This window comes from Paenibacillus sp. MMS20-IR301, from assembly GCF_032302195.1.
Lineage (GTDB): Bacteria > Bacillota > Bacilli > Paenibacillales > Paenibacillaceae > Paenibacillus_AQ.
This window is the reverse complement of sequence record NZ_CP135275.1, coordinates 842627-867650: the sequence shown is the minus strand read 5'-3', so window position 1 is coordinate 867650 and position 25024 is coordinate 842627. Positions and strand designations below refer to the sequence as shown.

The window sequence follows — 25024 nt, the reverse complement described above, 5'->3', positions numbered from 1 at the left end:
GGGCTGAGCGCTTTTTGTATTTGTTTAATTATTCAGTAAACTCCGTCAATAAATCTTTAACTGGTGTTCTGGCTTTCGGTTTCGGAGTCTTGTCAAAGTAGCCCAGATGAAGTGTCCCGACAATCCGCTCATGAGACTGTATTCCTGCTTTCATGTAGAAGGCCGGGTCCAGGTTCCATTCATTCGTTTTCCAGACGGTTCCCACATGTTTTTCCCAGGCAAGCAGTTGAATGTTCTGGATTAATGCCGAGGCGGCGGAAAATGCGTCTTCCCAATATTTTTGGCGTGGATCCGCCTCTATGACTACTAACAGGTGTGCTTGGATTAGTTCGCAATATTGCTTGCGCGCCCATCTGCTCCACTTGTCAGCCAGTTCCGGCGAATAGGTATCCATTACAGCATCGGCAAAACGTGCCCTGCCGCCTGCAGTAAAGAGAATGAAACGCCAAGGCTCCCTTCTGCCGTGAAACGGAGCCCACACTGCGTTCTCTAAAATATCCAACAGCACCTCCCGCTCTAAGGGCTGTCCATTAAAATCTCTGATCGTTCTTCTCTCCCGGATTACGGAAACCAAATCAGTGTTTGTATCACCCGTATGATTTAATTTCATTTTACAGTTTCAGCGGAAGTAAGCAGTTCTACCGCTTCCTTCATTGTTTCCTGAATGGTAACGATGTCCGATCCGTAATATTTATTGGTTTCCAGGAAATGCACTTTCCCATTCTTGACCGCTTCCAGGCTGTTCCATAAACCTGATTTCTCAATCTCCTCAAAGGCCTTCCGGTCATCGCCTTCCTCCCGCACAATCACAAACAGATGATCACCCGCATATTCAGGAAGCTTTTCCAAGGATATCTCTACGGCCGAGCTGTTGGGATTCTTCTCAATTTCAGCAGCAACAGCCTTAGGTGCAGGCAGTTGCAGACTGGTGCGCAGCATATATCCGGCAAAATTCCGGTTTAAATAAATCCGCAGGCGGCCCTTCTCAACACGGAAGATAGATACGGTTTCATCACCAATGACTGATTTCAACTGCTCACGCGCAAGCTCGGCCTCTTGTTCGTATCCGGCAATCCATGCCTCCGCTTTCTCCGTTTGGCCGACCAGCTTCCCTAGTTTAGTGAAGATCCCATAAATGGGATCCTGGTCAAATGAGAGGTAAAATACGGGTGCAATCTGAGTGATCTGCTCCATTTGTTCCGGGTAAATCTCCTGAAAAATGGTCGGAGCGACCACAAGATCGGGATTAAGCTCCAATATCTTTTCCGGATTTGGCGGATCTCCGATCTGTTCCACGCCTTCCATCTCATCAAGTGTATATATAACCTTAAATCCGTTATCGCCTGAGGCAACCGGCTTGATTCCCAGCCTGAGAAGCTCGGCAGCAAACTCACCTGCCACAATCCTCTGGGGAGTAAGAGGTATCTCCATTTCTCTGTTCAAATCGTCTACAACGATTTTGGTCTGAACCTGCACCTCCGCTTTGAGTTCCTGCTGCGGGTTGGTCTGAGGCGGCTGATTAGCTGATTCCTTTGGTTTATTCCCCCCGCATGCAGACGTCACCAGCGCCAGTCCTAACAGCATAATAACGATAAAACCATGTTTTCGTATTGAATTCCGCAAATACATATGATCCTCCCCAATTTGTGATAATGATTATTAATATCATTTAATATTCTAATCATTCCACTGGGATTACTCCATGGCTGATTGTTGCGCAAGGGATGGATGATTCCGGCGCTTTAATCCCTGCAGCAGCAAACCGGCCGCCTCCTCCATCTGATTACGGATTGATATAGGATCATAAGCAAGCCAGCAATTGACATCAAGTTCATAGACCTGGCCGGTAAGCATTGCTGAGAAGGATTGAAAATGAGGAGAGGCGCAGCATTCTGTCCATCTCTGCCGCCCCCCTTCATCAGGCTGTGTCACAACAAATAAATAATCTGCTTCGTAATAAGGTATTTCTTCCATGCAAATAGCGCTGGAATGAAAGTGAATATTACACACGGACTGCAGCTCAATACGCTCAGGGGGAATCAGCTGGAGGGAGTGGTAGAGCGGGTACCCCATGTTTTGCATACCATAAATTTGAAGCAGCTGCTCTCTTACCCTTAATACCGCGACCCTGCTTTTGCCTATTCCGGCTAATCGGGCTCTTAATGTACGGCAGGTATCCTCATATTCCTTAATCCAATCCTCGGCCCCCTTCTCTTTTCCGAGAAAAGCAGCAATTTGCCTTAATTGAACATAAATAGGATCATCCAGCACATTTATATTCAGGACAGGGGCAATCGAAGCCAGCTCCTGGTGATTGTCACGGTTCATGGCAATAATAACATCGGGCTTCAATGCGGCCAGATGCTTCATATCAATGCCGGACTGCCCAGGGAGGGACAAATCCTCCACCAGTTCGCTGTTCCAGGGCACCATTTGTCCAACTACCGCAGAATCTGCTGCCACCGGAACAACGCCCAGTGCCAGACAATGTCCGTATCCGTCAAGAGCAACTATTCTGAGCTCAGGAGAACGCATATATACTGAAGGAGCCACACCTACAACCTGTTTGAACCGGCGGCTGAAATGATAAGGGTCCTCATACCCTGCATGGCGGGCCACTTCCTTAATGGAAAGCGAATTTGCAATTAGCAAAGCTTTGGCTCTTTCCATACGCAGCTGAGTGATATAGTCAGTTGGACTGAGTCCGGTGTATTTCTTGAACATACGGGAGAAATGATCCGGGTCAATCCCTGCAACAGCTGCCAGTTCCGAACGGCTAAGGGTCTGATTCAAGTGCTCTTTAATATGTGCAATCGCCTGCTTAATATGCTGGTTTCCCATTGCTTCACCTGCTATCACTGCTTATTGTGAGAATAATTCTCATCCACTAGTATAGCATAAAGATTAGTGAGTATCCCCAGCATTCAGTTGCAGCAAAACACTCCCTTCCCGGATAAGATAATCTGGAAAGGGAGTGCCGTTTATACACTTTTATGAAATTTAAGCTTACCCCTTCACGTATCCTGATCCTAACCCTTTCAAGACACCTTATGCTCAATCCGCAGCTTGTCGGCTACCATGGCAATGAATTCCGAATTCGTTGGCTTGGATTTGGAGATATTAATTGTATAGCCGAACAGGTGGGAGATGCTGTCGATGTTACCACGGGTCCAGGCAACTTCGATGGCATGGCGGATTGCCCGCTCCACTCGGGAAGGCGTGGTTTTGAATTTCTCGGCGATTGCCGGGTAAAGAGTCTTCGTGATCGCGCCAAGGATCTCAATATTGTTATAGACCATCGTGATCGCTTCACGCAGGTACTGATACCCTTTAATATGTGCAGGTACACCGATTTCATGAATGATGGAAGTAATATTGGCATCCAGGTTCTTGCCTTTGGAGAGCGGCACCACATTGCTGGATGATCTGGCAGACGAATAGCCGGACATCCCGGACATACCGGACGATGTGCTCATGCTGCCCTGAGTACCTACCAGCTGACGCACGCGGCTGGCCAGAACCTCCATATCGAACGGCTTCAATATATAATAAGATGCTCCCAGCTGAACAGCCCGCTGCGTAATGTTCTCCTGGCCGAAAGCGGTCAGCATAATGATCTTCGGCTGCGGATTCAGATCCATATCCCGCAGACGTTCCAGGACGCCGAGACCGTCCAGATGCGGCATAATGATATCCAGGATCAGCACATCGGGAATTTTACGTGCCCCGCTCAGCATTTGAAGCACTTCTTCACCATTATAGGCGATGCCCGTTACGGTCATATCTTCCTGTTCGGTAATGTACTCGGCAAGCAAATTAGTGAACTCCCTGTTATCATCGGCCAACAACACTTCAATATTCTGCACTGGCTGCTTCCTCCTTATTTAAACCGCTAAAGTAATAGCATTCATCTTCCCTCCCTTAAGCTTTCGACATGAGAGTTAAATATCCTTCTGTCGAAAATTATTTTTCTTTATTTTTTTTGAACGTTGATTTATAATTAAATATTTTGCTTCAAGTTTCGATGTAAATCGCTGGGCTTCGACAAAAAAATCTTAAGGCTAGACCGCCTTAAGATTATATGGAAGCAAATCATTTTGCCAGACTACACCGGAATCCTTGAGCATCCATTCAATGAAACACCCGTATCCGGACTTGGGATCGTTGACGAATACATGGGTAACTGCACCGATGAGACGCCCGTCCTGGACGATTGGACTGCCGCTCATTCCCTGGACAATGCCGCCGGTTTTATCAATCAGCCTTGAATCCGTAATGCGCAGAACCATCCCCTTGGTCGCCGGAGTCTCCTGCCGGGCCACATGAATGATCTCCACATTGAAACGCTCCACCTGCTGGCCGTCAACTACCGTCAGAATCTGGGCCGGGCCTTCCTTAACCTCACTGCTCATCGCCACCGGTATCGGCTCCTGGTACAGGCTATGCTCCGGGTTGCGTGTCATTTTGCCGAAAATTCCGAAATCCGTATTACTCTCCACATTCCCGAGCACCTGGCTTTCCTTAAGGAAATGAGCACGCTTCTCCCCGGGATCACCGTCCTGGCTTTTCGAGATGGAGGTTACGCTGGACTGCACGATATGCCCGCTGCCGACAACGATGGGCGTACCGGTGTTCATATCAGTAATGACATGCCCCAGTGCCCCATATACACCCTCTTTAGGCGCATAGAACGTCAGAGTCCCCACCCCTGCGGCTGAATCGCGGATGTAGAGCCCGAGCCTCCATACCTTGTCATGACGGTCATAGGCAGGCTTAAGCTGTGCTGTATGCTCTTTGCCTGCACGTTTGTACACGATGCTTAATGAATCATTGCTTTTTCCGGCATGCTCCACCAGCTTAGCTACTTTGGATACCTCGTCCAGCTTCACGCCATTAATGGAAATCATCAGATCACCGGGCATCAGTCCGCTGTTCTCACCAGGAGAAAGCTTGGACTGCTCCGATACTTCGACCAGATGATGACCAACAACCAGCACGCCTGCAGACTTCACCTTCACACCAATCGTCTGGCCTCCGGGGATCACCTTAAGCTCTTTGTCATTCCCCTTAGCCTTGACCGCACTAGGCGGCTGATGCTCCAGCGGTGCTGCATAGGTCTGAACGGGTCCCGTTATGCCTGTTAAGCTGAGAAAGAAGGCAAATAAAAGGCCGGGTATTAACTTCCTGAGGTTCGGCTTCAATGGCTGTCACGCTCCCTTTTGCTTCTTTCGCTTGACGAAAAAGGTGGTCGCCAATTGCGTACCTATAAGATAACCTTGCCCCCAGGCTTTTATTACTGTCAATCATTGTCCCGCTTAACTTGCAGCTGCCTTGCTGGCCTCGGCCAGACCGAGCATCTCCTGTGCGTGATGCAATGTTTTTTCGGTAATTTCCACACCGCCCAGCATCCGGGCCAGCTCCATCACCCGGCCTTCGGCCGAGAGGGAGTCCACTTCGGTCATCGTACGTCCGTCTTCGACTTTCTTGGCAATCAGATATTGATGGTCCGCCATACAGGCCACCTGCGGAAGGTGGGTAATGGAGAACACCTGACAGGTGGAGGACAGCTTGTACAGCTTATCTGCTATAGACTGGGCCGCACGTCCGCTGACCCCGGTATCCACTTCATCGAAGATCAGAACCGGAATGGCATCATGCCGGGCAAAAATGCTCTTCATCGCCAGCATAATCCGTGACAGCTCGCCGCCGGAGGCGATCTTGCCGAGCGGACGCAGCGGCTCACCCGGGTTCGGGGAGATCATGAATTCCGCGCTGTCGATGCCCTGCCGGGTCAGACGGTAACGCCGGCCCTGATACTCAATACCGCGCGGGTCTTCAAGGAGATCCAGCTTGACCTGAAGCGAAGTCCGTCCCATCTGCAGATCCTTCAGCTCGCTCTCCACCTGTGAAGCAAGATCTGTTGCACACTGCCGCCGTGCCTCGCTGAGCTCACCGGCTGCGGCCATTAAGCTGCTGAGCAGGCTATCGCGTTTCACTGTCAGCTTCTCAATATACTCGTCTTTATTCTCCAGCAGATCAGTCTCGCGCTGAATCTGGTCATAATAGGCCAAGATCTGCTCGACGCTGTCCCCGTATTTGCGCTTCAGCCCGGTAATCAGATCCAGCCGGTTCTCGATTTCCTCCAGCCGCACAGGATTGAATTCAATCTCTTCCCGGTAATCACGCAGCTGGAAGGCTACATCCTCCAGCTGATAATACGACGACTGCAGCTGCTCAAACACCGCCCGCAGACCTTTTTCGTCATAAGAGACTACATCCTCCAGCTTCGAGATGACATTCCCGATGGATTCCAGCCCTTGCCTGTCATACAGCAGCTCGTATGCACCGGATACTGAATCCATCATTTTCTCGCTGTGGGATAGTTTGACCCTTTCTTCGGCAAGTAATTCATCTTCTCCCGGTTTTAATCGGGCCGAAGAAATTTCCTCAAGCTGAAAACGGTATAAATCAAGCATTTGATACGCTTTTTGGCTGGAATCCTGTAATTCCCGGAGTTCTTTTTCCACTTTGGCAAAGGCCGTATATTTCTCCTGGTAGTCTGCTTTCAGCGTCCCGATAACAGCATCGCCGTAAGTATCGAGCAGTCCCAGATGGCGCTCTGCCTTCAGCAGGTTCTGATGCTCATGCTGTCCGTGAATGTTAACGAGCTGCTCGCCGATTTCACGCAGCATGCTGAGGTTGACCATCTGGCCGTTTACACGCGAGATGCTCTTCCCCTGTGAAGTAATTTCACGGCGGATCACCAAATGCTCTTCCCGCTCGCCGGCAATACCCAGCCGCTCCAGCGTATCCCAAACGGGATGGTTTGCGGGCAGGCTGAACAGCGCTTCCATTTCCGTTTTCTCACAGCCGTAACGAATGGAGTCAGCCGAGCCGCGGCCCCCGGCAATCAGGGCAAGTGCATCAATAATAATGGACTTCCCCGCCCCGGTCTCCCCTGTCAGCACATGAAAGCCGGGATAAAAATGCACATCCACCGCCTCAACGACGGCAAGATTGCGAATCGACAATGTTTCTAGCACGAATAATGCACCTCCGAAAAGATGATCGCTGATGAAAAATGATAATTATGAAATATAACCCATAATTTGTGAAATCACGTTCTTGCTGTCCTCCGGCTGACGGCAAATAATCAGGATGGTATCGTCACCTGAGATGGTGCCCATAATCTGCGGCCAGTCAATATTGTCAATCAGCGCAGCGACAGAGTTGGCCGTTCCCGGCAGGCACTTCATCACCACAAGATTACCGGAGAAATCAATCTGCACAAAGTTATCCACCAGCACTCTCTTCAGCTTCTGTGTCGGATTGTAGCGCTGATCGGTAGGCAGGGAGTATTTGTACCGCCCGTCATCCATTGGCACCTTTATCAGCAGCAGCTCTTTGATATCGCGGGATACGGTAGCCTGGGTTACCTGAAATCCGGCTTCACGCAGCGCCTCCACCAGATCATCCTGGGTTTCGATCTCCTTTTGCGTAATAATTTCTCTAATTTTGATATGCCTGTGTCCCTTCATTGTTGCCTCCCGTATTTATAAGTTGATCTCAACCCGATTCTCCATCGTCCTTGCCCAGCTTGATTACATGAACAGCGGAATGCACTGTATCGACATACAGTACACCGCTGCAATAAGGATAAATAAGCAGATATGGAAGTAATGCGTCACGAAGTCCGCTGCCCGTGAACTCAAGGCTCTTACGCGGCCGTGACAGGATGACCAGATAGTAATGCTCATCATCTTTGCTGGCAACATAATCAATAAACATCCGGCTGTACACCGGTGAACCATCCAGCTGAAAGGATAACGGAATCTTCAGCTTGCCGCCGATGATCTCGTATCCGGCATCCTCCAGCAGAGCGGTGGACGGATGCGGCTGAATCATTTTATTAATCGGCACCTTATCCCGCATAAAAGACCTTGGAGAGCCTTGCAGCCAGAGATAGATCCGGTAAACCATAAATATTGCTGCCGCTAGTATAATGAGTACCACAACGGCCTTGTCAGAGCTCGCCACTCCCATCACCTCGGTACAACTATTCGTGCGCGGGGCGGCGAAATCCTGCTTCCGGGTCCAATCAGACCCATATTTCGCAAGTAGAACGGCTACGCTGTCCTTCAAAGGACGGTATCCGTTTCAGCGAGAAATAGAAGGATACGTTATCGTGTATAACATATAAAATCTTATATTTGCAGCAAAAGAAACTCATCGCTTAGATGAGTTCCCATTGTTTGTTGCGGTAAATGTTGCATTTGCTTCCTTAATCACAGTGTCGGCAAGTGCAGCGAAATGATCCCGCTGATGGCCTGCCGGAGTCTGCAGCTCTTCCGCTGAAGTCTGATCACCGGTTTCGGGCAGCAGCCTCCAGTGTGCGAGGAATTCGATGTTGCCTTCTCCCCCTGTAATCGGAGAGAAGGTCAGGCCTTCGAGCCTGTAACCCAGCTCAGACGCCATAGACAGCACATTCACCAGCACCTCTTTGTGGACTGCAGGTTCACGTACGACACCGGATTTGCCTACCTTCTCGCGGCCGGCTTCAAATTGCGGCTTAATCAGCGCAGCAATATCACCCGGCCGGTTCAGCAGGGCAAGGAGGGGCGGCAGAATGATTTTGAGCGAGATAAAGGATACATCAATGCTGGCAAAATCCGGCACCGGGCCCTGAAGATCCGGCGGGGTCATATAACGGAAATTAGTCTGCTCCATCACCGTCACCCGGTTATCGTTGCGCAGGCTCCAGTCCAGCTGGTTATGACCCACATCAACCGCATACACATGGCTTGCACCATGCTGGAGGGCACAATCGGTGAAGCCCCCTGTAGAGGAGCCGATATCCAGCATGGTCCGCCCGTTCATATCTATGCCGAACTGCCGCAAGGCCTTCTCCAGCTTCAGACCGCCGCGGCTTACGTAAGGGTGCAGCGCTCCCTTGACTCTCAGGACAGAGCTGCGCAGCACCTTCATTCCCGGCTTCTCAATCCGCTCTTCATTGGCAAGCACCAGTCCGGCCATAATAGCAGCCTTAGCCTTCTCGCGGCTGTCATAGAAGCCTTGTTCAACTAACAGTACATCAATTCGTTCCTTAGGGTGTTCCATGTTCATCTCCCGGTAGGTTGGGTCCGGCTTCCAGCTTGAATTCAGGAGTTGGAAGTCGACTTATAGGTATAGGCGCTTAACGCCTTCATCGATCTAACACGCGAGCACACCGCTTCTACAGTAAGTCCCGTATCCTGGCGCTGCTCCTTAATGGAGCCATGCTCAATGAAAATATCCGGGACGCCCATTAAATGGACGCGCGCATCATAAATTTCTTGCTCTGCATAGAATTCAAGCACCGCACTGCCAAGGCTGCCAGCCTGGCTGGCTTCCTCCAGCACAATCATGCCCGTTCCGGCATGTGCCAGATCCAGCAGCATTCCGTTATCCAGCGGCTTCAGGAAGCGGGCGTTCACCACACCAACCTGTATGCCCTCGCGCTTAAGCAATTCCGCTGCTTCCTCCGCCACCTGGACCATAGGTCCGCAAGCTACCACTGCATAGTCATCTCCGGGGCGCAGGCGCTCCCAGGTGCCGATAGGCAGGGCACGCAGCTCTGTATCAAGCGCGACACCGGTGCCGTTAATGCGCGGATAGCGGTAGGCTATCGGGCCGTCGTTATACTCCAGCGCCGTCTTCATCATATGGCGCAGCTCATTCTCATCCTTCGGCATCATCAGCACGATATTCGGGATATGGCGCATGAAGGCAATATCGTACACACCCTGATGCGTCTCACCGTCTGCACCGACGAAGCCGGCCCGGTCGATGGCGAACATGACATTGGCATTATGACGGCAGATATCGTGGACAATCTGATCGTAGGCCCGCTGCATGAAGGTGGAGTAGACGGCGAATACCGGCTTCATCCCTTCCATTGCCAGCGCAGCGCACAGCGTAGCCGCATGCTGCTCAGCAATTCCGACATCAATCATCCGGTCAGGAAACTCCTTGGCGAACGGGAACAGCCCGGAGCCGCCCGGCATAGCCGGCGTAACGGCAATCAGACGTTTGTCCTCATGCCCCAGCTCAATCAGCGTCTGCCCGAAGACTTCCGTGTACATCGGATGGCCCACCGCCTGGAGCACCTGTCCGGATTCGATTTTGTAAGGAGAAATACCATGCCATTTATAAGAATCGGCTTCCGCCGGTTTGTAGCCCTTGCCCTTAGTAGTCAGCACATGTACCAGTACCGGGCCCTGTACGTTATCCGCCTGATGGAAGGTGTCAATCATCTTCTCCAGATCATGGCCGTCCACAGGTCCCAGATAAGTGAAGCCAAGCTCTTCAAAGAGCACGCCAGGTACCAGCATGTTCTTCAAGCCGTCCTTCACATTCTGTGCCGTCTTCGCCAGCCGTCCGCCGATTGCCGGAATCCGCTTCAGCAGGCCTTCAACTTCATCCTTGGCCCGCAGATAGTGGCGGTCCGAGCGGATTTTGCTGAGATAATTGTGCATCGCCCCGACATTCGGTGCAATGGACATTTCGTTGTCATTCAGAATGACCATCAGCTTGCGGCGTTCATGCCCGATATGATTGAGCGCTTCGAAAGCCATACCGCCGGTCAGGGCACCGTCTCCGATCACGGCAATGACCTTATTGTCCTCACCCTTCAAGTCACGGGCCATCGCCATTCCCATCGCTGCTGACAGGGAGGTGCTGCTGTGTCCGGCTTCCCAGACATCATGCTCACTCTCTGAACGCTTGACGAAACCGCATAGTCCGTTCTGCTTACGCAGCGAATCGAACCGGTCCTGGCGGCCGGTCAGTATTTTGTGGACGTACGCCTGATGCCCTACGTCATAAATCATTTTGTCCCGGGGACTGTCATAACAGTAATGCAGGGCCAGCGTGAGCTCCACTACTCCCAGATTAGATGCGAGATGCCCGCCAGTCACAGACAGCTTCTCAATAAGAAACCGGCGGATTTCCTCCGCAAGGACAGCCAGTTGCTCGACCGATAAAGATTTAAGTTGCTGAGGATCATTTATTTGTGGAAGCAGCACGAGTATTCCCCGCTTTCCTAGATGTTGTAAAATATAAACCCCATTATAACACAAACGAAACGGCTGCCGAAACACAGCCGTTTCCGAAATTCACTTAATGATCACGGGACACTAAATAATCGGCAATTTCCAGCAGCCGGGAAGGGTCCTGGAAGCCGCCTTCGAGAATTGCGCTGCGCGCTGCATCCGTGAGCGTCTTCACCTCGGCCCGCGAGGCTTCAAGGCCGATGAAGTACGGGTACGTCACCTTCTGCTGCTTGATGTCACTGCCGGTTTTTTTGCCCAGCTTGCTCTCATCGCCGATCAGATCGAGAATATCATCCTGCACCTGGAATGCCAGGCCGATGCCTGTTCCGAACCTCCGCAGCGCTTCCAGCTGAGCCTCTCCGGCCCCGGCGATTCTGCCGCCGGCCAGCAGCGAGAAGATCATCAGATCTCCCGTCTTATGCAGATGAATGTACCGAAGCTGCTCCAGATCGGTCAGTCCCTGCTCGCCTTCCATATCAGCGACCTGGCCGCCGACCATTCCGCGCGGACCGGCCATTTCGGCCAGATCCTCAACGATGGACAGCACCTGCTCAGCCGGAACCCCATATTTGCGGGAAGCCTGTACCACACTGTAGAAGGCATGTGTCAGCAGGGCGTCTCCGGCTAAGATGGCTGCAGCTTCCCCAAAGACCTTATGATTCGTCAGCTTGCCGCGCCGGTAATCATCATTATCCATGGCAGGCAGATCATCGTGAATCAGGGAATAGGTATGGACCATTTCAATCGCTGCCGCCACCGGCAGCGCCGCGTCACGGCTGCCTCCAAGCGCCTCACAGGCGGCAATGACCAGCAGCGGGCGCAGGCGTTTGCCTCCGGCCTGAAGTGAATATTCCATGGCTTCCCTGAGTGCTTGCGGTACTGTCCACTCTGCCGGCAGGATTGCCCCCAAAGCATCGGCTACCCACTGGCCTACCTCTGCTATGTACTGTTCAAGCGGTTCGCGGCGGCCTGCTTCCCCCGCCGCTCTGCCAGTCTCATGTTCAGAATGAGTCATCGCTATCGCCTTCCAGCCGGGTGCCGAAGGGCTTCTTGCGCAGCTCGCCATCTTCCACCGTAATCATCTCGATCTTGCGCTCGACCTGCTCCAGCTTGCTGCCGCAGAGCTGCGACAGCTTCATCCCCTGCTGGAATAAATCAATCGACTTCTCCAGGGGAACGTCGCCGTGTTCAAGCTCACGTACGATTTCCTCCAGGCGCTCCATGGCTCCCTCAAAATCCAGTTCAGCTTCCTTCGCCATTGTCTTTGCCCTCCTCCTTCATGCCCTGTACCTGGCAGTGCAGCATTCCGTCATTCAGTTTTATATTGACCTTATCGCCGGGCTCAACTTCCTTCAGCGATTTGATTAGCTTCTCTTCCTTCTCGTCATAGACGAGGCTGTAGCCGCGTGACATGACCTTGAGCGGACTGAGCGCGTCCAGATGGCGCAGCTCCGCAGTAAAGCGTGCGCGCTTCTCCGAGAGGCGCGCCTGCATTGCCGCTGACAGCCCGCGTGCCGCGCTGTCCTGGCGCCGCCGGGCTGCGCTGACGCTCGCCAGCGGGTGGAAGCGCTGCAGGCTCTGGTGCAGCAGCGCGCTGCGCCCGGCAGCGCGGCTGTGCCTTGCGCCGGCGGCGCGGAGCAGGGCCGCGCGCAGCATGTCCAGCCGCTGCGCATGCTGGGACAGCTGCCGGCGCGGGCCGGCCAGCGCCAGCGAGCGCTGCAGCGCCGCGAGGCGTTCGCCGCCGCGCTGCGAGCGGCGCAGCAGCCCTTGGCGCAGCCGCTGCCGGGCAGTGCGCAGCTGCCCGGCGAGCTCGGCTGCGCTAGGCACGGCCAGCTCGGCTGCGGCCGTGGGGGTTGCCGCCCGGAGATCGGCGGCAAAGTCGGCGATCGTGAAGTCGGTCTCGTGGCCGACGGCCGAGATGACCGGAATGTCCGAGGCCGCAATCGCCCGGGCGACGGCCTCCTCATTGAAGGCCCACAGCTCCTCCAGCGAGCCGCCGCCGCGCCCGACGATCAGCACATCCGCTTCGCCCATGGCGTTCAGATTCTCGATCGCCTGCACAATGGATGGCGCTGCGCCTTTCCCCTGCACAAGCACAGGGTAGAGGACAATCGCCACCTGCGGGTAGCGGCGCTGCAGGGTAATGATAATATCCCGCACCGCTGCGCCGGTCGGCGAGGTCACCACGCCGATACAGCGCGGAAACCGCGGCAGCGGACGCTTACGCTCCGCTGCAAACAGCCCCTGCTGCGCAAGCTTGCTCTTCAGCTGCTCATAAGCCAGATACAGGCTGCCGATGCCGTCAGGCTGCATATGGGTGGCATAGAACTGGTACTGCCCGTCCCGTTCATAGACAGTCACATTCCCTCTTGCAATGACCTTTGTGCCTTCCTTCGGCACAAAGGGCAGCCGCGAGTTATGCGAAGCAAACATGATTGCCTTGATCCGGCTGCTCTCATCCTTCAGCGTGAAATACATATGCCCGCTGCCGTGATGGGTGAAATTCGAAATTTCACCGCGGATCCAGACATCGGCGAGCACGCTATCCGAATCCAGCTTCATGCGGATGTATTTGTTAAGATCCTTAATGGAATAAATCTGCCGCTCCGCCGCCATCAGCCGGCCTACTTCACGCCATGGCGGCGTTTGGCCGCAATGAGCGTATTGCTCATCAGCATGGTGATTGTCATCGGTCCTACACCGCCCGGAACCGGTGTAATGAACCCGGCAACTTCACGGGCGCTCTCATAATCCACGTCCCCGGCCAGCTTGCCGGTATCGAGCCGGTTCATCCCGACATCAATAACAACCGCGCCCGGCTTCACAAAGGAAGCGTCTATGAAATTGGCCCGTCCGATAGCCACAACAAGAATATCCGCCTGACGGCTGAGTTCAGCCATGTTGGCCGTGCGGGAATGGCACATAGTCACGGTAGCATTCTCACGCTGCAGCAGCAGGGATACAGGCTTGCCGACAATGTTGCTGCGGCCGATTACCACGGCATGCTTGCCGGAAATCTCAATACCGGTCCGTTTGATCAGTTCAATTACACCGGCAGGCGTGCAAGGAAGCAGACTGTCGTCCCCGATCACCAGGTTCCCGACATTGACCGGATGGAAGCCGTCTACATCCTTCTCTACAGAGATGGCATCAATTACAGCCTTCTCTTCAATATGCTTCGGAAGCGGCAATTGCACCAGGATGCCGTCAATATCATTACGGCTGTTCAGCTCCGCCACCAGGGCAAGCAGCTCTTCCTGGCTGGTTGCTGCATCCAGCCGGTGAACCTCGGAATGGAAGCCCAGCTCGATACAAGACTTCTCTTTATTGCGTACATAGACCTGAGAGGCCGGATCTTCACCGACCAGAACGACAGCAAGACCTGGCTTTACGCCATGCTCCACTAATGCTGCAACCTCCCGGGCAATGCTGATCCGAATTTCGTCTGATACCTGTTTACCGCTGATAATCGCTGCTGTCATGTAAGTCTCTCCCCTTTTGTCTATTTAAGCTTAGTCCATTACAAATCAGCTCTAAGTGTATCCAGCTCCTGGATCATTTTGCCGAGCACGCCGTTTACGAATTTACCGGAATCTTCAGTACCGAAATGCTTGGCCAGATCAATGGCCTCATTGACCGCAACCTTGCCCGGCACATCGTCAGCGAAGACCATTTCAAAGGTAGCCAGACGCAGAATCTGCCGGTCTACCCGGGACAGGCGGCTCATCTGCCAGCCCTTGAGATAATGCTCCAGCATATCATCAATAGCCATTTTGTGCTCCCATACCCCGTTAACATGCGCGACAACATAAGCCTTCAGCTCGTTCTCGTCTGTGATGACGCGCTCTGTTTCATTCTCATCCGCCGCTTCCTCCAGCAGCATCTCTACTGCCTCGGCAACCTCCACATCATTCATTTCCATCTGGTACAGACTCTGGACAATAATCTCTCTCGCTAAACGTCTTTTCATGTGTTCCTCCTACGATCTTAACTTAACTAGCATACTTGTATTGTTATTTCATAAAGCTTACTGCTTAATTCTTCCCAAGCCCAGAAAAAAACCGCGCAGCCGTTCTTCCGCAGGTCAGCAACTCAAAATAACGGGTTCCAGGCTTCCGGGAGAAAGACTATCGCGGTTCATTTGAAAGGACGCCAGACACCGGACAGCCACGCTGCAAGCTCCTGCCACTGAAACAGGGGGCCCTGCGCGGTATCCTTTCTTTTGCCGAGCGTATATCCGATGAACACTACCAGTGCAAAGAACAGCATATCCCAAAAACCGCTAAACAAATAAATCAATCCGAGAACAGCGCCGAAGGCAACTCCGGCAATTCTCCCCCCGTGACTTCCCCATACTTCTCTCCAAGGCATAAGGGAAACCCACCTCTATTCCACTCGACTTTTGAAGCTTGGTGACTGTGTGAGGTTAGCAACATATACGGATACATCCGCCACCGGAATTCCGGTGGTTTCCTGCACGAAATCATGCACCTGGCGCTGGATTTCCGTAGTCAGCAGAGGCAGGGAATGCTCGCCGTCCACTACTGCGCGGATCATGATCTCAAGACCGGCCTGCGAAACGCGGATGCGCGACTTCAGATCACGGATCCCTTTCACCTTGCCGGCTGCCTTCAGACTCAGGTTCTCAATCGTCTCCATAGAGATTTGAATATCCCCGTATTCCGTACGCTGATCAACAGACGGCAGGGAAGCCCGGTCACGGCGCAGGGAAATGTAGAAGAAACGGATACTCAGCAGGAACAGTATTACCGCTACGGTGATTGCAGCGATATAGGCCGCAGGCCCCTCCTGAATCTCAAAGGAATCAGGAACCGCACCGCTTAAGAGGAGGATGGCAATTACAGATAGAATTCCAACACTTAAGCTGTATAGTAACAGCAAAAGCCTGTCCAGAATTTTGGCCACGAGTCTCATTACCTCCTTAACAAGTAGAAACGGCTACACCGTCCTAAAGAGGACGGTATCCGTTTCAGCGGGAAAGATAAGGAATATTTATTGCGCGAAGCATATAAATTCTTATCTTTATAAAAATCCCCACAAAGTGGTGCCTTAGCTTCGATGGCTACTCAGGTACTTTGCGGGGGCCTCAAAACATATGAATTATTAACATATTTGGTAAACCCTCGGCGTACGGCCCGGGGGTTCATGGCAAACATAAGACCCTTACTTCACGCGGAGAACCGCTTCCGTATCTTCGCTCTTGTCAACGCTTGCGTTGTTTCTGAACTGCACATCATGAATGTGCACGTTCACTTCCACAACAGTCAGACCGGTCATGGTCTCAATAGAACGCTTCACGTTGCGCTGAATCTCAGCAGCCACTTCCGGAAGCCGGTTGCCGTATTCAATGATTACGGATACATCCACAGCGGCTTCACGCTGGCCTACCTCAACCTTGACTCCCTTAGACAGGTTCTTGCGTCCGAGAAGCTCCACAATTCCACCGGCGAAACCGCCGCTCATTCCCGCTACGCCCTTAACCTCTACGGTTGCCAAACCTGCAATAACCTCGATCACTTCAGGAGCGATCTGGATTTCACCGATTTCCGTACGTTCGAATTCTGTCGGCAATGTACTCATCTTAGACTTCACACCTTTCCAGCAAAAAATTATTCTGGCCTTTCAAGAGGGCAGCTAGTCTCTGTCTCTTATTAAACATACTATATCATTTGGCGAACTTTATGACAAACAATGCAAGGCCGTCCTAAATTTCATACTCTTCCAGGAACTTGATATCGAAATTACCGTCCAGAAACACCGGATGCGTAAGCAGTTTCTGATGGAAAGGAATCGTTGTATGTATACCTTCCACGGCGAATTCGGCCAGTGCCCGCTTCATCTTGGCAACCGCCTCTAGCCGTGTCGGCGCCCAGACAATCAGCTTGGCGATCATCGAGTCATAAAACGGTGAAATCGAATAGCCCGGATAAGCAGCGCTGTCCACCCGCACACCCAGTCCGCCCGGCGGCAGGTAGAAGCCGATTTTGCCCGGAGACGGCATGAAATTGCGTTCAGGGTCTTCGGCGTTGATCCGGCATTCAATTGACCAGCCGTTAATCACTACATCCTCCTGCGTGAAGGATAACGGGTTGCCTTCAGCCACGGAGATCATTTCCTTGATCAGATCCACGCCGGTAACCATTTCCGTTACCGGATGCTCTACCTGGATACGGGTGTTCATCTCCATGAAGTAGAACTGCCCGTCAGGTCCCAGCAGGAATTCCAGCGTGCCTGCCCCGGAATAATTAACCGCCTGTGCAGCCCGTACTGCCGCCTGGCCCATGGCCTCGCGGATCTCAGATGTCAGCACAGAACAAGGCGCTTCTTCAATCAGCTTCTGGCGGCGGCGCTGCACAGAGCAGTCCCGTTCGCCCAGATGGACGACATTGCCGTGGTTATCAGCGATAATCTGAATTTCCACATGCTTCATGCCGGTGAGGAATTTCTCTAAGTATACCCCGGCATTGCCAAAAGCCTTCTGCGCCTCCTGCTGCGCAGCGGTAATCTGCTTCACCAGCGACTCTTCATCCTCGGCGATGCGGATGCCCTTTCCCCCGCCGCCTGCCGTAGCCTTGACGATGATCGGATAGCCGATATCACGGCCCAACATCACTGCTTCCTCTATATCACCGACCAGACCGTCAGACCCGGGAATAATCGGAACACCGGCCAGCTTCATCGTTTCTTTCGCTACGGCCTTGTCACCCATCCGCGTGATGGCATCCGGGGAAGGGCCGATAAAGGTGATATTGCAGGACTCGCAGATTTCTGCGAAATCCGCATTCTCAGCCAGGAATCCGTAGCCCGGATGAATCGCATCGCAGTCAGTGAGCGTAGCTACGCTCATAATATTTGTAAAGTTCAGGTAGCTGTCCTTGGACAGCACCGGACCGATACAGTAAGCCTCATCAGCCAGACGGACATGCAGGGAGTCCCGGTCCGGCTCCGAATAGACTGCAACGGTGGAAATGCCCAGTTCACGGCAAGCCCTGATAATGCGGACCGCAATCTCACCGCGGTTGGCAATCAACACTTTTTGAATGTTCATGCGTTTCCTCCCAAAGTTTAGCGAAGCTTCAAGCTCCTCATGATTGTAGCGGCAACTATTCCGCTCTCACCAGGAACAGCGGCTGGCCGTATTCTACCAGTTGGCCGTTCTCGGCCAGGACGGAGACAATTTCGCCTTTCACTTCTGCTTCCAGTTCATTCATCAGCTTCATCGCTTCGATGATGCAGACCGTTGATTTCTCGTTGACCCGGTCCCCTACATTGACAAAAGACGGGGTTTCCGGTGAAGCGGCACTATAGAAGGTCCCGACCATCGGTGAGACGATTTTATGTAATGCGCCTTCAGCGGACGATTGCGACTGCTGCGCTGCAGCAGGAGCTTCACTGACAACCGGAGGGGCAACATGCTGCAGGCTTTGCGGCTGCGGGGCTGGCGTAAAGGGATAGGCATAAGGAGCCGCCTGATGTATTACTGTTCCATCAGCTTCTGGACGATCCGGTTTGCGGATAGCCAGCTTCATACCTTCGCTTTCAATCTCCAGCTCATGTACGGAGGAGGTCTGGTCCAGCAATTTAATCAATTCCTTAATCTCGCTTAACTTGAACATTTAATAGTTCACTCCTTCAGCTTTCTCTCAAAGCCATTTTGGATACAGATATGCAGGGCAAGGGGTAACTCTGCCAGCGTATTCTTTTTTATACTTCAAGATAACTTTATGTATTATATCACAAACGCTAGAAATGGAAAGAGCCCTGGACCAGCCCGGGCTCTTTCGGCATTTTATGCTATTTTCTTATTTTTTATTCAGCCAAGCTTACTGCTCAGATACATATTGGACCTTAATCTTGTCCTGCGTTACGCTCAGTTCCTTCATGACGAGGTCCACAATGCCCACGGCCTGTTTGACATCCAGCTTATCGCTGAGCACTACGATTGTGTAAGCATCCCCTGCTTCTTCCTTCACGATGGCCTCACCGTATTTCTGCTGCAGCTGCTCTTCGATTCCGGTGATTTTGGACTCCTTCTCCTCCAGCTTGCTGAGCTGCTCCTGGGCAACCGCACTCTCCGAAGGCGACTTATCCATATCATTAATCAGCGCCAGCAGATCGTTGTGGTCCTTCAGGTTCTTCTGTTCCCGCTCATACAGATAATTGGTGAACATGCTGGTTGCCGAGACGCTCTGGGAAGCAACCTCGTCCAGAATGGCCGCATCATCCTTGACCGGAGTCTTGTCCGTGGAGGCAGCTGCCGCCTTGGTCTCTTTGCCCTTATCTGCAGAAGCCTCTTTGCCTGAATTGCCTGCTGCCGCTGTGTCTTTGGCTGTATCACCGCTGTCAGCCGTTACGGCCGCGTCTGTGCTGTCTTCGGATACTGCAGCTGCTGTTTCGTCTGTTGCTGCCTTGCCGGTCTCATCAGTAACTGCAGCAGTGCTGCTGTCATCAGCCGTGATTCCGGTATCAGCCGCTACAGTGCCGTCTGTGCTCACTTCGTTGATTACGAGCCCGCTGTCAAGGGCTGTTGCCGTTCCCCCGCCGGTTCCATCCTTCACTGTATCCACCTGGATGCTGCCTGCTGTTTCCTTAGGAATCGAAGATCCTGTATCTTCTGTGAACAAGTAGTATGCCGAGAGCACCACCATCAGGCTAAGCATGGATACGAGCCAAATCGTTTGTCTTTTGCCCTTCATTTTTATTCCTCCTAAAGTTTTGTTAGCATTTACTCCGGTGAGTCTGCTTCGTACAAAACTCACTTCGGAAGCCTACGCTTAAAGTTTTGTTAGCATCTGCTTCAGTGAATCCGCTCGGTTTGTCCGCTTGGACAACCCGTTTATGAAAGCATACGCGTGGTTTGGCCCACATATGCCTGATTTTTGTCTGCCGCAGGCAGTCTTTGCTGAATATCTATTCCTGCTTGCGCGGAACAACGGAGATGCGGTAGCTCGGTACGTTCAGCCCTTTTTCAACCGCCTGCTCAATCAGGCTCCGTACCGTTTTATTCTCCGCACCCTTGGCGACAACCAGCACGCCCCGTACCTGGGGTTTGATCCGTTTGGTTACAATCGGGGTCTCGTCGCCGGACTGGCTGTAGGTAACAATTTCCCCGTCCCTGGTGTACTGTGTGGTATGCCGTTTACCGCCGCTGGCGTCCGTTTCCTCGCTCTGCGCCTGCGTATCATTCATATTGCGCACGACCACGATTTCCTCGGTGGATTCTACAGTAACCATGATATCTACGGTGCCGACCCCGACGATTTTCTCCAGTATTTCCTTCGTCCGGTTCTCCATCGCCAGTTCAATGCTGTCGAAGGAACTTGATGACACCGTCTCCTGCAGAACAGTCTGTGCGGCCCCGCTTACCGGCGGTTCGCGCCCCGTATTCTCGTTGTCGAGCTTCTTCACATTCACGAAGGAGTTAAACAGCATAATCGCGACTCCCAGCAGCCCGAGAATGATCAGCCAGCGGAACGTATGGCTCCGCTTCGGGCTGCCGCTCCCGCCGCCGGCCCACTGCTCCAGCTTTTTCAGCCAATTGCCCATTGATTTCCCTCCTTCTGGTTATGGCCTCTTCTGACTTATGATTTCACAGCAGCGGAGCTGCCGCTTTGGATATGAATCAGCTCAGGGTCCAGGCTCCAGTTCTGCTCCAGCAGCCGGATAATGGCTTCTGCTTCGCTTGCCGCCGCCGCCTGTTCCTCCGGGCCTGTACTCCCGCCGTTTGACGGGCCGGCGCCTGAACCGGCTGAACCCGCTAAACCGCCCGGCACCGAAGCTTCAGCGCTGGCTTCCCCTGCCGGATTGCCGCCGTCCAGACTGACCTGAACCGGCTGTACCGGAGTAATCCGGATCGGATTGCCGACGGCAGCTGAACCTGCAGCTGAATCAGGGCTGCCGGCGGCAGCTGCGGCTTCAGGCAGAGCCACTGTTACAGCGGAGATCACCGGCACATTCTCACCGCTGAGTGTGCTTGTATCCGGACCCATACCCAGCGCAACTGTAACATTCACGCCGCGGATTCCGGTGCCTGCGGCAATCTGCTCCCGCATTTGTCCGGCAACCTCAGCTGCGGCCAGCTTCAGGCTCTGCTCCCGGGTACCCGAAGCCAGCATCCTGCCGTCAGCCAGAATCTGCTCCAGCGAATGGTCACCTCCGCCTGTACCTGACAGCAGCCCGCCGCTGCGGTCCTGCCGCTCCATTGCCTGACTCAGCTCAGCACCGGCATCCCCCTTCAACAGGGAGACAATCGGGCTGAGCATTGTCAGCAGCACGAGCAGGCTGAGCACCAGCCTCGCGTAGCGTTCCATGGATTTGCTGGGGAGCAGCATCTCTACAAATGCAGCCAGCAGCACCACCAGAATCAGCTCATGCAGCCATCCGCCTAACCAGGTCATGGAGCACCTCCTGAAAGTCCTGAATATGTTAATACCTGCTGCCTGCTCCGGTTATCCTCCCCATACCTCACCGCATCATCACCGTGACATTGCCCGCTGTCAGCATAATCGTTACTGCGAGGAAGAACATCAGCGAGACGGCTGCAAGTGCCGCGAAGACATAAATCATGCTTTTGCCGATCGTCTGCAGGCAGCTCACAATCGGCGTATCCCCTAGCGGCTGCATTACTGCGGCGGCCACGTTATAGATCAGGGCAAGGATCAGAATTTTGATCGCCGGGAAGGCACACAGGAAAAGGATGATGATGACTCCCGACAGCCCGATGGCGTTCTTCACCAGCAGCGAGGCCGAGATCACCGTATCGGTGGCATCCGCGAACATTTTGCCGATAACTGGAACGAAATTACCTGTAATGTATTTAGCAGCGCGGATGGTAACCCCGTCCGTAACCGAGCTGGTAATCCCCCGGACCGAAATCACACCGAGGAAGACGGTGAGCAGCACGCCCAGCAGTCCGGCCCCTATATTGCGCAACAGATTCGCCAGCTGGGTCAGCTTGTATTTCTCCGACATGGCACTGACCAGATGCAGCACCGCCGAGAAGAACAGCAGCGGGAAGACCACTGTATGAATCAGCGTGCTGACCGTATGAATCATAAACACAATCAGCGGATGGGTTACCGAGACTGTAACGATATTGCCCATGGAAGCCAGCAGCGCGAACAGCAGCGGGATCATGGCCATCATGAAATCGCTCATCCGGTCAATGGCATCCTTGGCATAGCCGATAGCGATATTGAAGCTGTTGACTGCGATTACTAGCACAACCATGTAACAGAGCATATAAGCGATTTTACTGACTGATTTCCGTTCAAAAGCGGTCTGCAGCGTCTCCAGAATCATGCTCAGCACACTGATCATTACAATCGTAACGAGCAGCTTGCCGTTATAAAGCACCTCATGCCACATGTAGGAGGTCAGGCCGGACAGGACACTTTTGAAGCTTAAGCCGTCTTCGCCTGGCAACAGCATATCCATCAGCGAAGGGGTTTTACCGTCAGGAAAAAATCCCCCGTACTCCTTCATCAGCTGATTCCAGTACGACTCTACCCCGTCCGTAGGCAGGCTCTGAACCTGCCCCTTCACCCACTGGTCAACCGGAGAGGACGAGCCCCCGCTTCCGCCAGCAGCCTGTGTCTGTGTCTGTTGTGCTTGCCCGGCCGGAGCGGCATAGAGGGTGCCTGTACACAGTAACAGCAGCAGACAAGGGAGCAGCAAGAGCAGTTTATAACCTTTTGGCGGACGAAAAATACTATGCGCCTGCATCCCGTCACCCCGCTTTCCTGTAACAGTTATCCCCGCTGCGCTCCTGCAGTTTTACGCCGGCAGCAGCTTCATCACTGTCTCGATAATTATGCTGATGATCGGCACAGCCAGTACCATAATCAGCACCTTGCCGGCCAGCTCGATTTTGGAGGCGATCGACTCCTGCCCGGCATCCCGCACTATCTGCGCCCCGAACTCTGCGATATACGAAATGCCGATGATTTTGAACACGGTTTTGATATAGATCATTTCCATTCCGGAGGATTCCGCGACCCGCTCCAGCGTCCCGAGAATCGTTCCGATCTTGCCGATCAGGAACAGGAAGATCAGAATGCCGGCTGCAGTTGTCAGCAGAAAGGCGAACACCGGTTTTTGCTCCTTCAATACAAGGATGAGGACAGTCGACAAGAGCCCGATTCCCACTACCTGAATGATTTCCATAACCTCAGCCTATTGAAAAAGAAAAATCGTTTTGATTTCCTGGAGCAGTCCGTCCAGCATGCGGATCACCATGAACAGCACGATGATAAAGCCGACAATCGTTACCCAGTGGGCGATATCCTCTTTACCCATCTGCTTAAGCACCGTGTGGATCATGGCGATAATGATGCCGATGCCGGCAATCTGAAAGATCGCGTTGACTTCAATATTCATTCCTGGCACCTCGCTAAAAGATCAAAATGACGATCAATGCTCCAAGCAGCAGACCCAGGCTTTTGCTCACTTTCTCATACTTGCCCTGATCTTCTCTGGCCGCTGTCTCCTCCTGCTTCAATTGCTGCAGAGCCAGCGCAATATGCGTGCTCTGATTCACTCTGTCACTGGTGCCCAGTGTGCAGCTGAGCTGCCGGATAATTTCCTGCTCCGCCGGCTTCAGGGCAGCCCTGCTCCAGTGGGCCTCCATGGACCGCCGTACCGCTTCCTCGGCGCTGCAGTTATACGGCTCACTCATTTCTTCAGCCGCCGTGATGAAGAAGGCCCGCAGCGGCTCCTTCATCTGCTGACCGATCCGCCGCAGCGCCTCCGGCAGCGGAGTGTAGCCGTACTGGATCTCTGTCTCCAGCCGCTGCAGCGCTGCAATCAGCGCCCGGATGTTCCGGGGCCGCTCAGCGTACTGGGCGGCTATCCTGAAGCCTGCCAGAGTGCCTGCCAGGACGATCAGCACCGCACCTGCTAGCTTAAGCATGGCGGTCACCCGCCTGCCGCTCTTCCGGCGAGATCAGCAGCAGCCCGCGCTTCTGGGCGTCGAGAATGCGGAAGGCGAGGCCGGACTCTGAGCGGTGCAGAATGACATACCGCTCAAACATCCGGTGCTCCAGCAGCCCGCCCAGCCCCGGCCGCCTGGCCAGCTCGGCCACTTCCTTGCCGTGCGCGGAGGCGACCACTGTAATGCCGGCATGCAGTGCTTCCGTTACCGCCTCCGCGTCCTCCAGCCGGCCGATCTCGTCTGCGATCAGCACATCCGGCGACAGCGAGCGGATCATCATCATCATGCCTTCCGCTTTGGGACAGCCGTCAAGAATGTCCGTCCGCGGGCCGACATCGAAGGCCGGGACGCCGCGCCGGCTCCCGGCAATCTCTGAGCGTTCATCGACGATGCCGACCTTCAGCGCCGGGCGGCTTCCTTCGCGTCCGTCCCTTCCGCCTGCCGAAATCTGCCGCGCCAGATCGCGCAGCAGCGTCGTCTTGCCGTGCTGCGGCGGCGAGAGGATCAGTGTATGCATAATCCGCTGCCGCCCCCGGTCCAGCAGATAGGGCAGCACACCGTCGGCAATGCCGTGCACCTCACGGGCGATGCGCACATTGAAGCCGGTAATGTCGCGCAGATGCTCTACCCCTCCGCCGCTTAGGACGGTCCGGCCGGAGAGGCCGATCCGGTGTCCGCCGGGGATGGTGATGAAGCCCTTGCGCAGCTCCTCTTCCATCGTATACAGCGAATGATTGCTGATCAGGTCCAGCAGCCGGTGCGTATCCTCCCGGTCCGGCCTGTAGGCTTCACCGGGAAGCTGTGTCAGAGCGCCGCCGGCACCGACAAAATGATATTTGCCGGAGTAGTTGATCTCAAGCGGCCGTCCTTCACGGACGCGGACTTCCTCCACTTTGTCCAGGAGCGCTAGGGGAAGTCCGCTGAGCAGCGCTCTTACTTTTTCAGGAAATAATAGAAGCCAATCCTTAGCCATACAAAGTAC

The 25024-nt window shown here is 53.6% G+C and carries 28 protein-coding genes; all 28 read right to left on the bottom strand.

Features of this window, described 5'->3' with window-relative positions; genetic code table 11:
- Window positions 1-28: 28 nt before the first annotated feature.
- Window positions 29-610, bottom strand: a complete 582-nt coding sequence (locus LOS79_RS03565; RefSeq protein ID WP_315416342.1) for a nitroreductase family protein — start codon at window positions 608-610, stop codon at window positions 29-31.
- A complete protein-coding gene (locus tag LOS79_RS03560) occupies window positions 607-1584 on the bottom strand; it encodes an ABC transporter substrate-binding protein (protein ID WP_315416341.1) in 978 nt (325 codons plus the stop codon). Before LOS79_RS03560 ends, LOS79_RS03565 begins: the two co-directional genes overlap by 4 nt.
- 111 nt (window positions 1585-1695) lie before the next feature.
- Complete coding sequence (locus tag LOS79_RS03555; RefSeq protein ID WP_315416339.1) at window positions 1696-2841, bottom strand: AraC family transcriptional regulator; 1146 nt, start codon at window positions 2839-2841, stop codon at window positions 1696-1698.
- Window positions 2842-3038: 197 nt separating this feature from the next.
- On the bottom strand, window positions 3039-3866 hold the full coding sequence (gene spo0A, locus LOS79_RS03550) for a sporulation transcription factor Spo0A (protein WP_315416337.1): 828 nt from the start codon (window positions 3864-3866) through the stop codon (window positions 3039-3041).
- A 195-nt stretch (window positions 3867-4061) separates the two neighbouring features.
- Entirely contained in the window at window positions 4062-5201 is a 1140-nt protein-coding gene (gene spoIVB, locus LOS79_RS03545; protein WP_315416335.1) for a SpoIVB peptidase, read from the bottom strand.
- Between the two features lie 114 nt (window positions 5202-5315).
- Window positions 5316-7043, bottom strand: coding sequence for a DNA repair protein RecN (gene recN, locus LOS79_RS03540; protein ID WP_315416333.1), 1728 nt, complete (start codon window positions 7041-7043; stop codon window positions 5316-5318).
- Between the two features lie 45 nt (window positions 7044-7088).
- Window positions 7089-7538 (bottom strand): transcriptional regulator AhrC/ArgR, encoded by a 450-nt coding sequence (gene ahrC, locus LOS79_RS03535; protein ID WP_315416332.1) that lies wholly within the window; start codon window positions 7536-7538, stop codon window positions 7089-7091.
- A 28-nt stretch (window positions 7539-7566) separates the two neighbouring features.
- A complete protein-coding gene (locus tag LOS79_RS03530) occupies window positions 7567-8142 on the bottom strand; it encodes a hypothetical protein (RefSeq protein WP_315416331.1) in 576 nt (191 codons plus the stop codon).
- 84 nt (window positions 8143-8226) lie between these two features.
- A complete protein-coding gene (locus tag LOS79_RS03525) occupies window positions 8227-9117 on the bottom strand; it encodes a TlyA family RNA methyltransferase (protein ID WP_315416330.1) in 891 nt (296 codons plus the stop codon).
- 41 nt (window positions 9118-9158) lie between these two features.
- Window positions 9159-11063 carry a 1-deoxy-D-xylulose-5-phosphate synthase gene (gene dxs, locus LOS79_RS03520; RefSeq protein ID WP_315416328.1) on the bottom strand — a complete coding sequence of 635 codons (1905 nt, stop codon included), beginning with the start codon at window positions 11061-11063 and terminating at the stop codon, window positions 9159-9161.
- A gap of 94 nt (window positions 11064-11157) precedes the next feature.
- The gene (locus tag LOS79_RS03515; RefSeq protein WP_315416327.1) at window positions 11158-12105 is read right to left on the bottom strand and encodes a polyprenyl synthetase family protein; all 948 of its coding nucleotides are present in this window, start codon (window positions 12103-12105) and stop codon (window positions 11158-11160) included.
- Window positions 12092-12349 (bottom strand): exodeoxyribonuclease VII small subunit, encoded by a 258-nt coding sequence (gene xseB, locus LOS79_RS03510; protein WP_315416326.1) that lies wholly within the window; start codon window positions 12347-12349, stop codon window positions 12092-12094. The genes LOS79_RS03515 and xseB overlap by 14 nt, the downstream gene beginning before the upstream one ends.
- Window positions 12333-13706 (bottom strand): exodeoxyribonuclease VII large subunit, encoded by a 1374-nt coding sequence (gene xseA / locus LOS79_RS03505; RefSeq protein ID WP_315416325.1) that lies wholly within the window; start codon window positions 13704-13706, stop codon window positions 12333-12335. The genes xseB and xseA overlap by 17 nt, the downstream gene beginning before the upstream one ends.
- A gap of 8 nt (window positions 13707-13714) precedes the next feature.
- Window positions 13715-14572, bottom strand: coding sequence for a bifunctional methylenetetrahydrofolate dehydrogenase/methenyltetrahydrofolate cyclohydrolase FolD (gene folD / locus LOS79_RS03500; protein WP_315416323.1), 858 nt, complete (start codon window positions 14570-14572; stop codon window positions 13715-13717).
- Between the two features lie 38 nt (window positions 14573-14610).
- A complete protein-coding gene (gene nusB / locus LOS79_RS03495; protein WP_315416321.1) occupies window positions 14611-15060 on the bottom strand; it encodes a transcription antitermination factor NusB in 450 nt (149 codons plus the stop codon).
- A gap of 167 nt (window positions 15061-15227) precedes the next feature.
- Complete coding sequence (locus LOS79_RS03490; protein ID WP_315416319.1) at window positions 15228-15461, bottom strand: DUF2273 domain-containing protein; 234 nt, start codon at window positions 15459-15461, stop codon at window positions 15228-15230.
- A 15-nt stretch (window positions 15462-15476) separates the two neighbouring features.
- Window positions 15477-16016 (bottom strand): alkaline shock response membrane anchor protein AmaP, encoded by a 540-nt coding sequence (amaP, locus tag LOS79_RS03485; RefSeq protein ID WP_315416317.1) that lies wholly within the window; start codon window positions 16014-16016, stop codon window positions 15477-15479.
- 258 nt (window positions 16017-16274) lie between these two features.
- A complete protein-coding gene (locus LOS79_RS03480) occupies window positions 16275-16691 on the bottom strand; it encodes an Asp23/Gls24 family envelope stress response protein (protein WP_315416316.1) in 417 nt (138 codons plus the stop codon).
- 124 nt (window positions 16692-16815) lie between these two features.
- Entirely contained in the window at window positions 16816-18159 is a 1344-nt protein-coding gene (gene accC / locus LOS79_RS03475; protein WP_315416315.1) for an acetyl-CoA carboxylase biotin carboxylase subunit, read from the bottom strand.
- Between the two features lie 55 nt (window positions 18160-18214).
- Entirely contained in the window at window positions 18215-18727 is a 513-nt protein-coding gene (gene accB, locus LOS79_RS03470; RefSeq protein WP_315416314.1) for an acetyl-CoA carboxylase biotin carboxyl carrier protein, read from the bottom strand.
- Between the two features lie 207 nt (window positions 18728-18934).
- A complete protein-coding gene (locus LOS79_RS03465) occupies window positions 18935-19807 on the bottom strand; it encodes a SpoIIIAH-like family protein (protein WP_315416312.1) in 873 nt (290 codons plus the stop codon).
- 214 nt (window positions 19808-20021) lie between these two features.
- Complete coding sequence (spoIIIAG, locus tag LOS79_RS03460; RefSeq protein WP_315416311.1) at window positions 20022-20657, bottom strand: stage III sporulation protein AG; 636 nt, start codon at window positions 20655-20657, stop codon at window positions 20022-20024.
- Window positions 20658-20692: 35 nt separating this feature from the next.
- Window positions 20693-21508 carry a stage III sporulation protein AF gene (gene spoIIIAF, locus LOS79_RS03455; RefSeq protein WP_315416309.1) on the bottom strand — a complete coding sequence of 272 codons (816 nt, stop codon included), beginning with the start codon at window positions 21506-21508 and terminating at the stop codon, window positions 20693-20695.
- 67 nt (window positions 21509-21575) lie between these two features.
- Entirely contained in the window at window positions 21576-22835 is a 1260-nt protein-coding gene (gene spoIIIAE, locus LOS79_RS03450) for a stage III sporulation protein AE (protein ID WP_315416307.1), read from the bottom strand.
- A 51-nt stretch (window positions 22836-22886) separates the two neighbouring features.
- A complete protein-coding gene (gene spoIIIAD, locus LOS79_RS03445; RefSeq protein WP_315416305.1) occupies window positions 22887-23276 on the bottom strand; it encodes a stage III sporulation protein AD in 390 nt (129 codons plus the stop codon).
- Between the two features lie 9 nt (window positions 23277-23285).
- Entirely contained in the window at window positions 23286-23489 is a 204-nt protein-coding gene (gene spoIIIAC, locus LOS79_RS03440; protein ID WP_020426549.1) for a stage III sporulation protein AC, read from the bottom strand.
- A gap of 13 nt (window positions 23490-23502) precedes the next feature.
- On the bottom strand, window positions 23503-24021 hold the full coding sequence (gene spoIIIAB / locus LOS79_RS03435) for a stage III sporulation protein SpoIIIAB (protein ID WP_315416297.1): 519 nt from the start codon (window positions 24019-24021) through the stop codon (window positions 23503-23505).
- Window positions 24014-25015 carry a stage III sporulation protein AA gene (gene spoIIIAA, locus LOS79_RS03430; protein WP_315416296.1) on the bottom strand — a complete coding sequence of 334 codons (1002 nt, stop codon included), beginning with the start codon at window positions 25013-25015 and terminating at the stop codon, window positions 24014-24016. The genes spoIIIAB and spoIIIAA overlap by 8 nt, the downstream gene beginning before the upstream one ends.
- Window positions 25016-25024 lie beyond the last annotated feature (9 nt).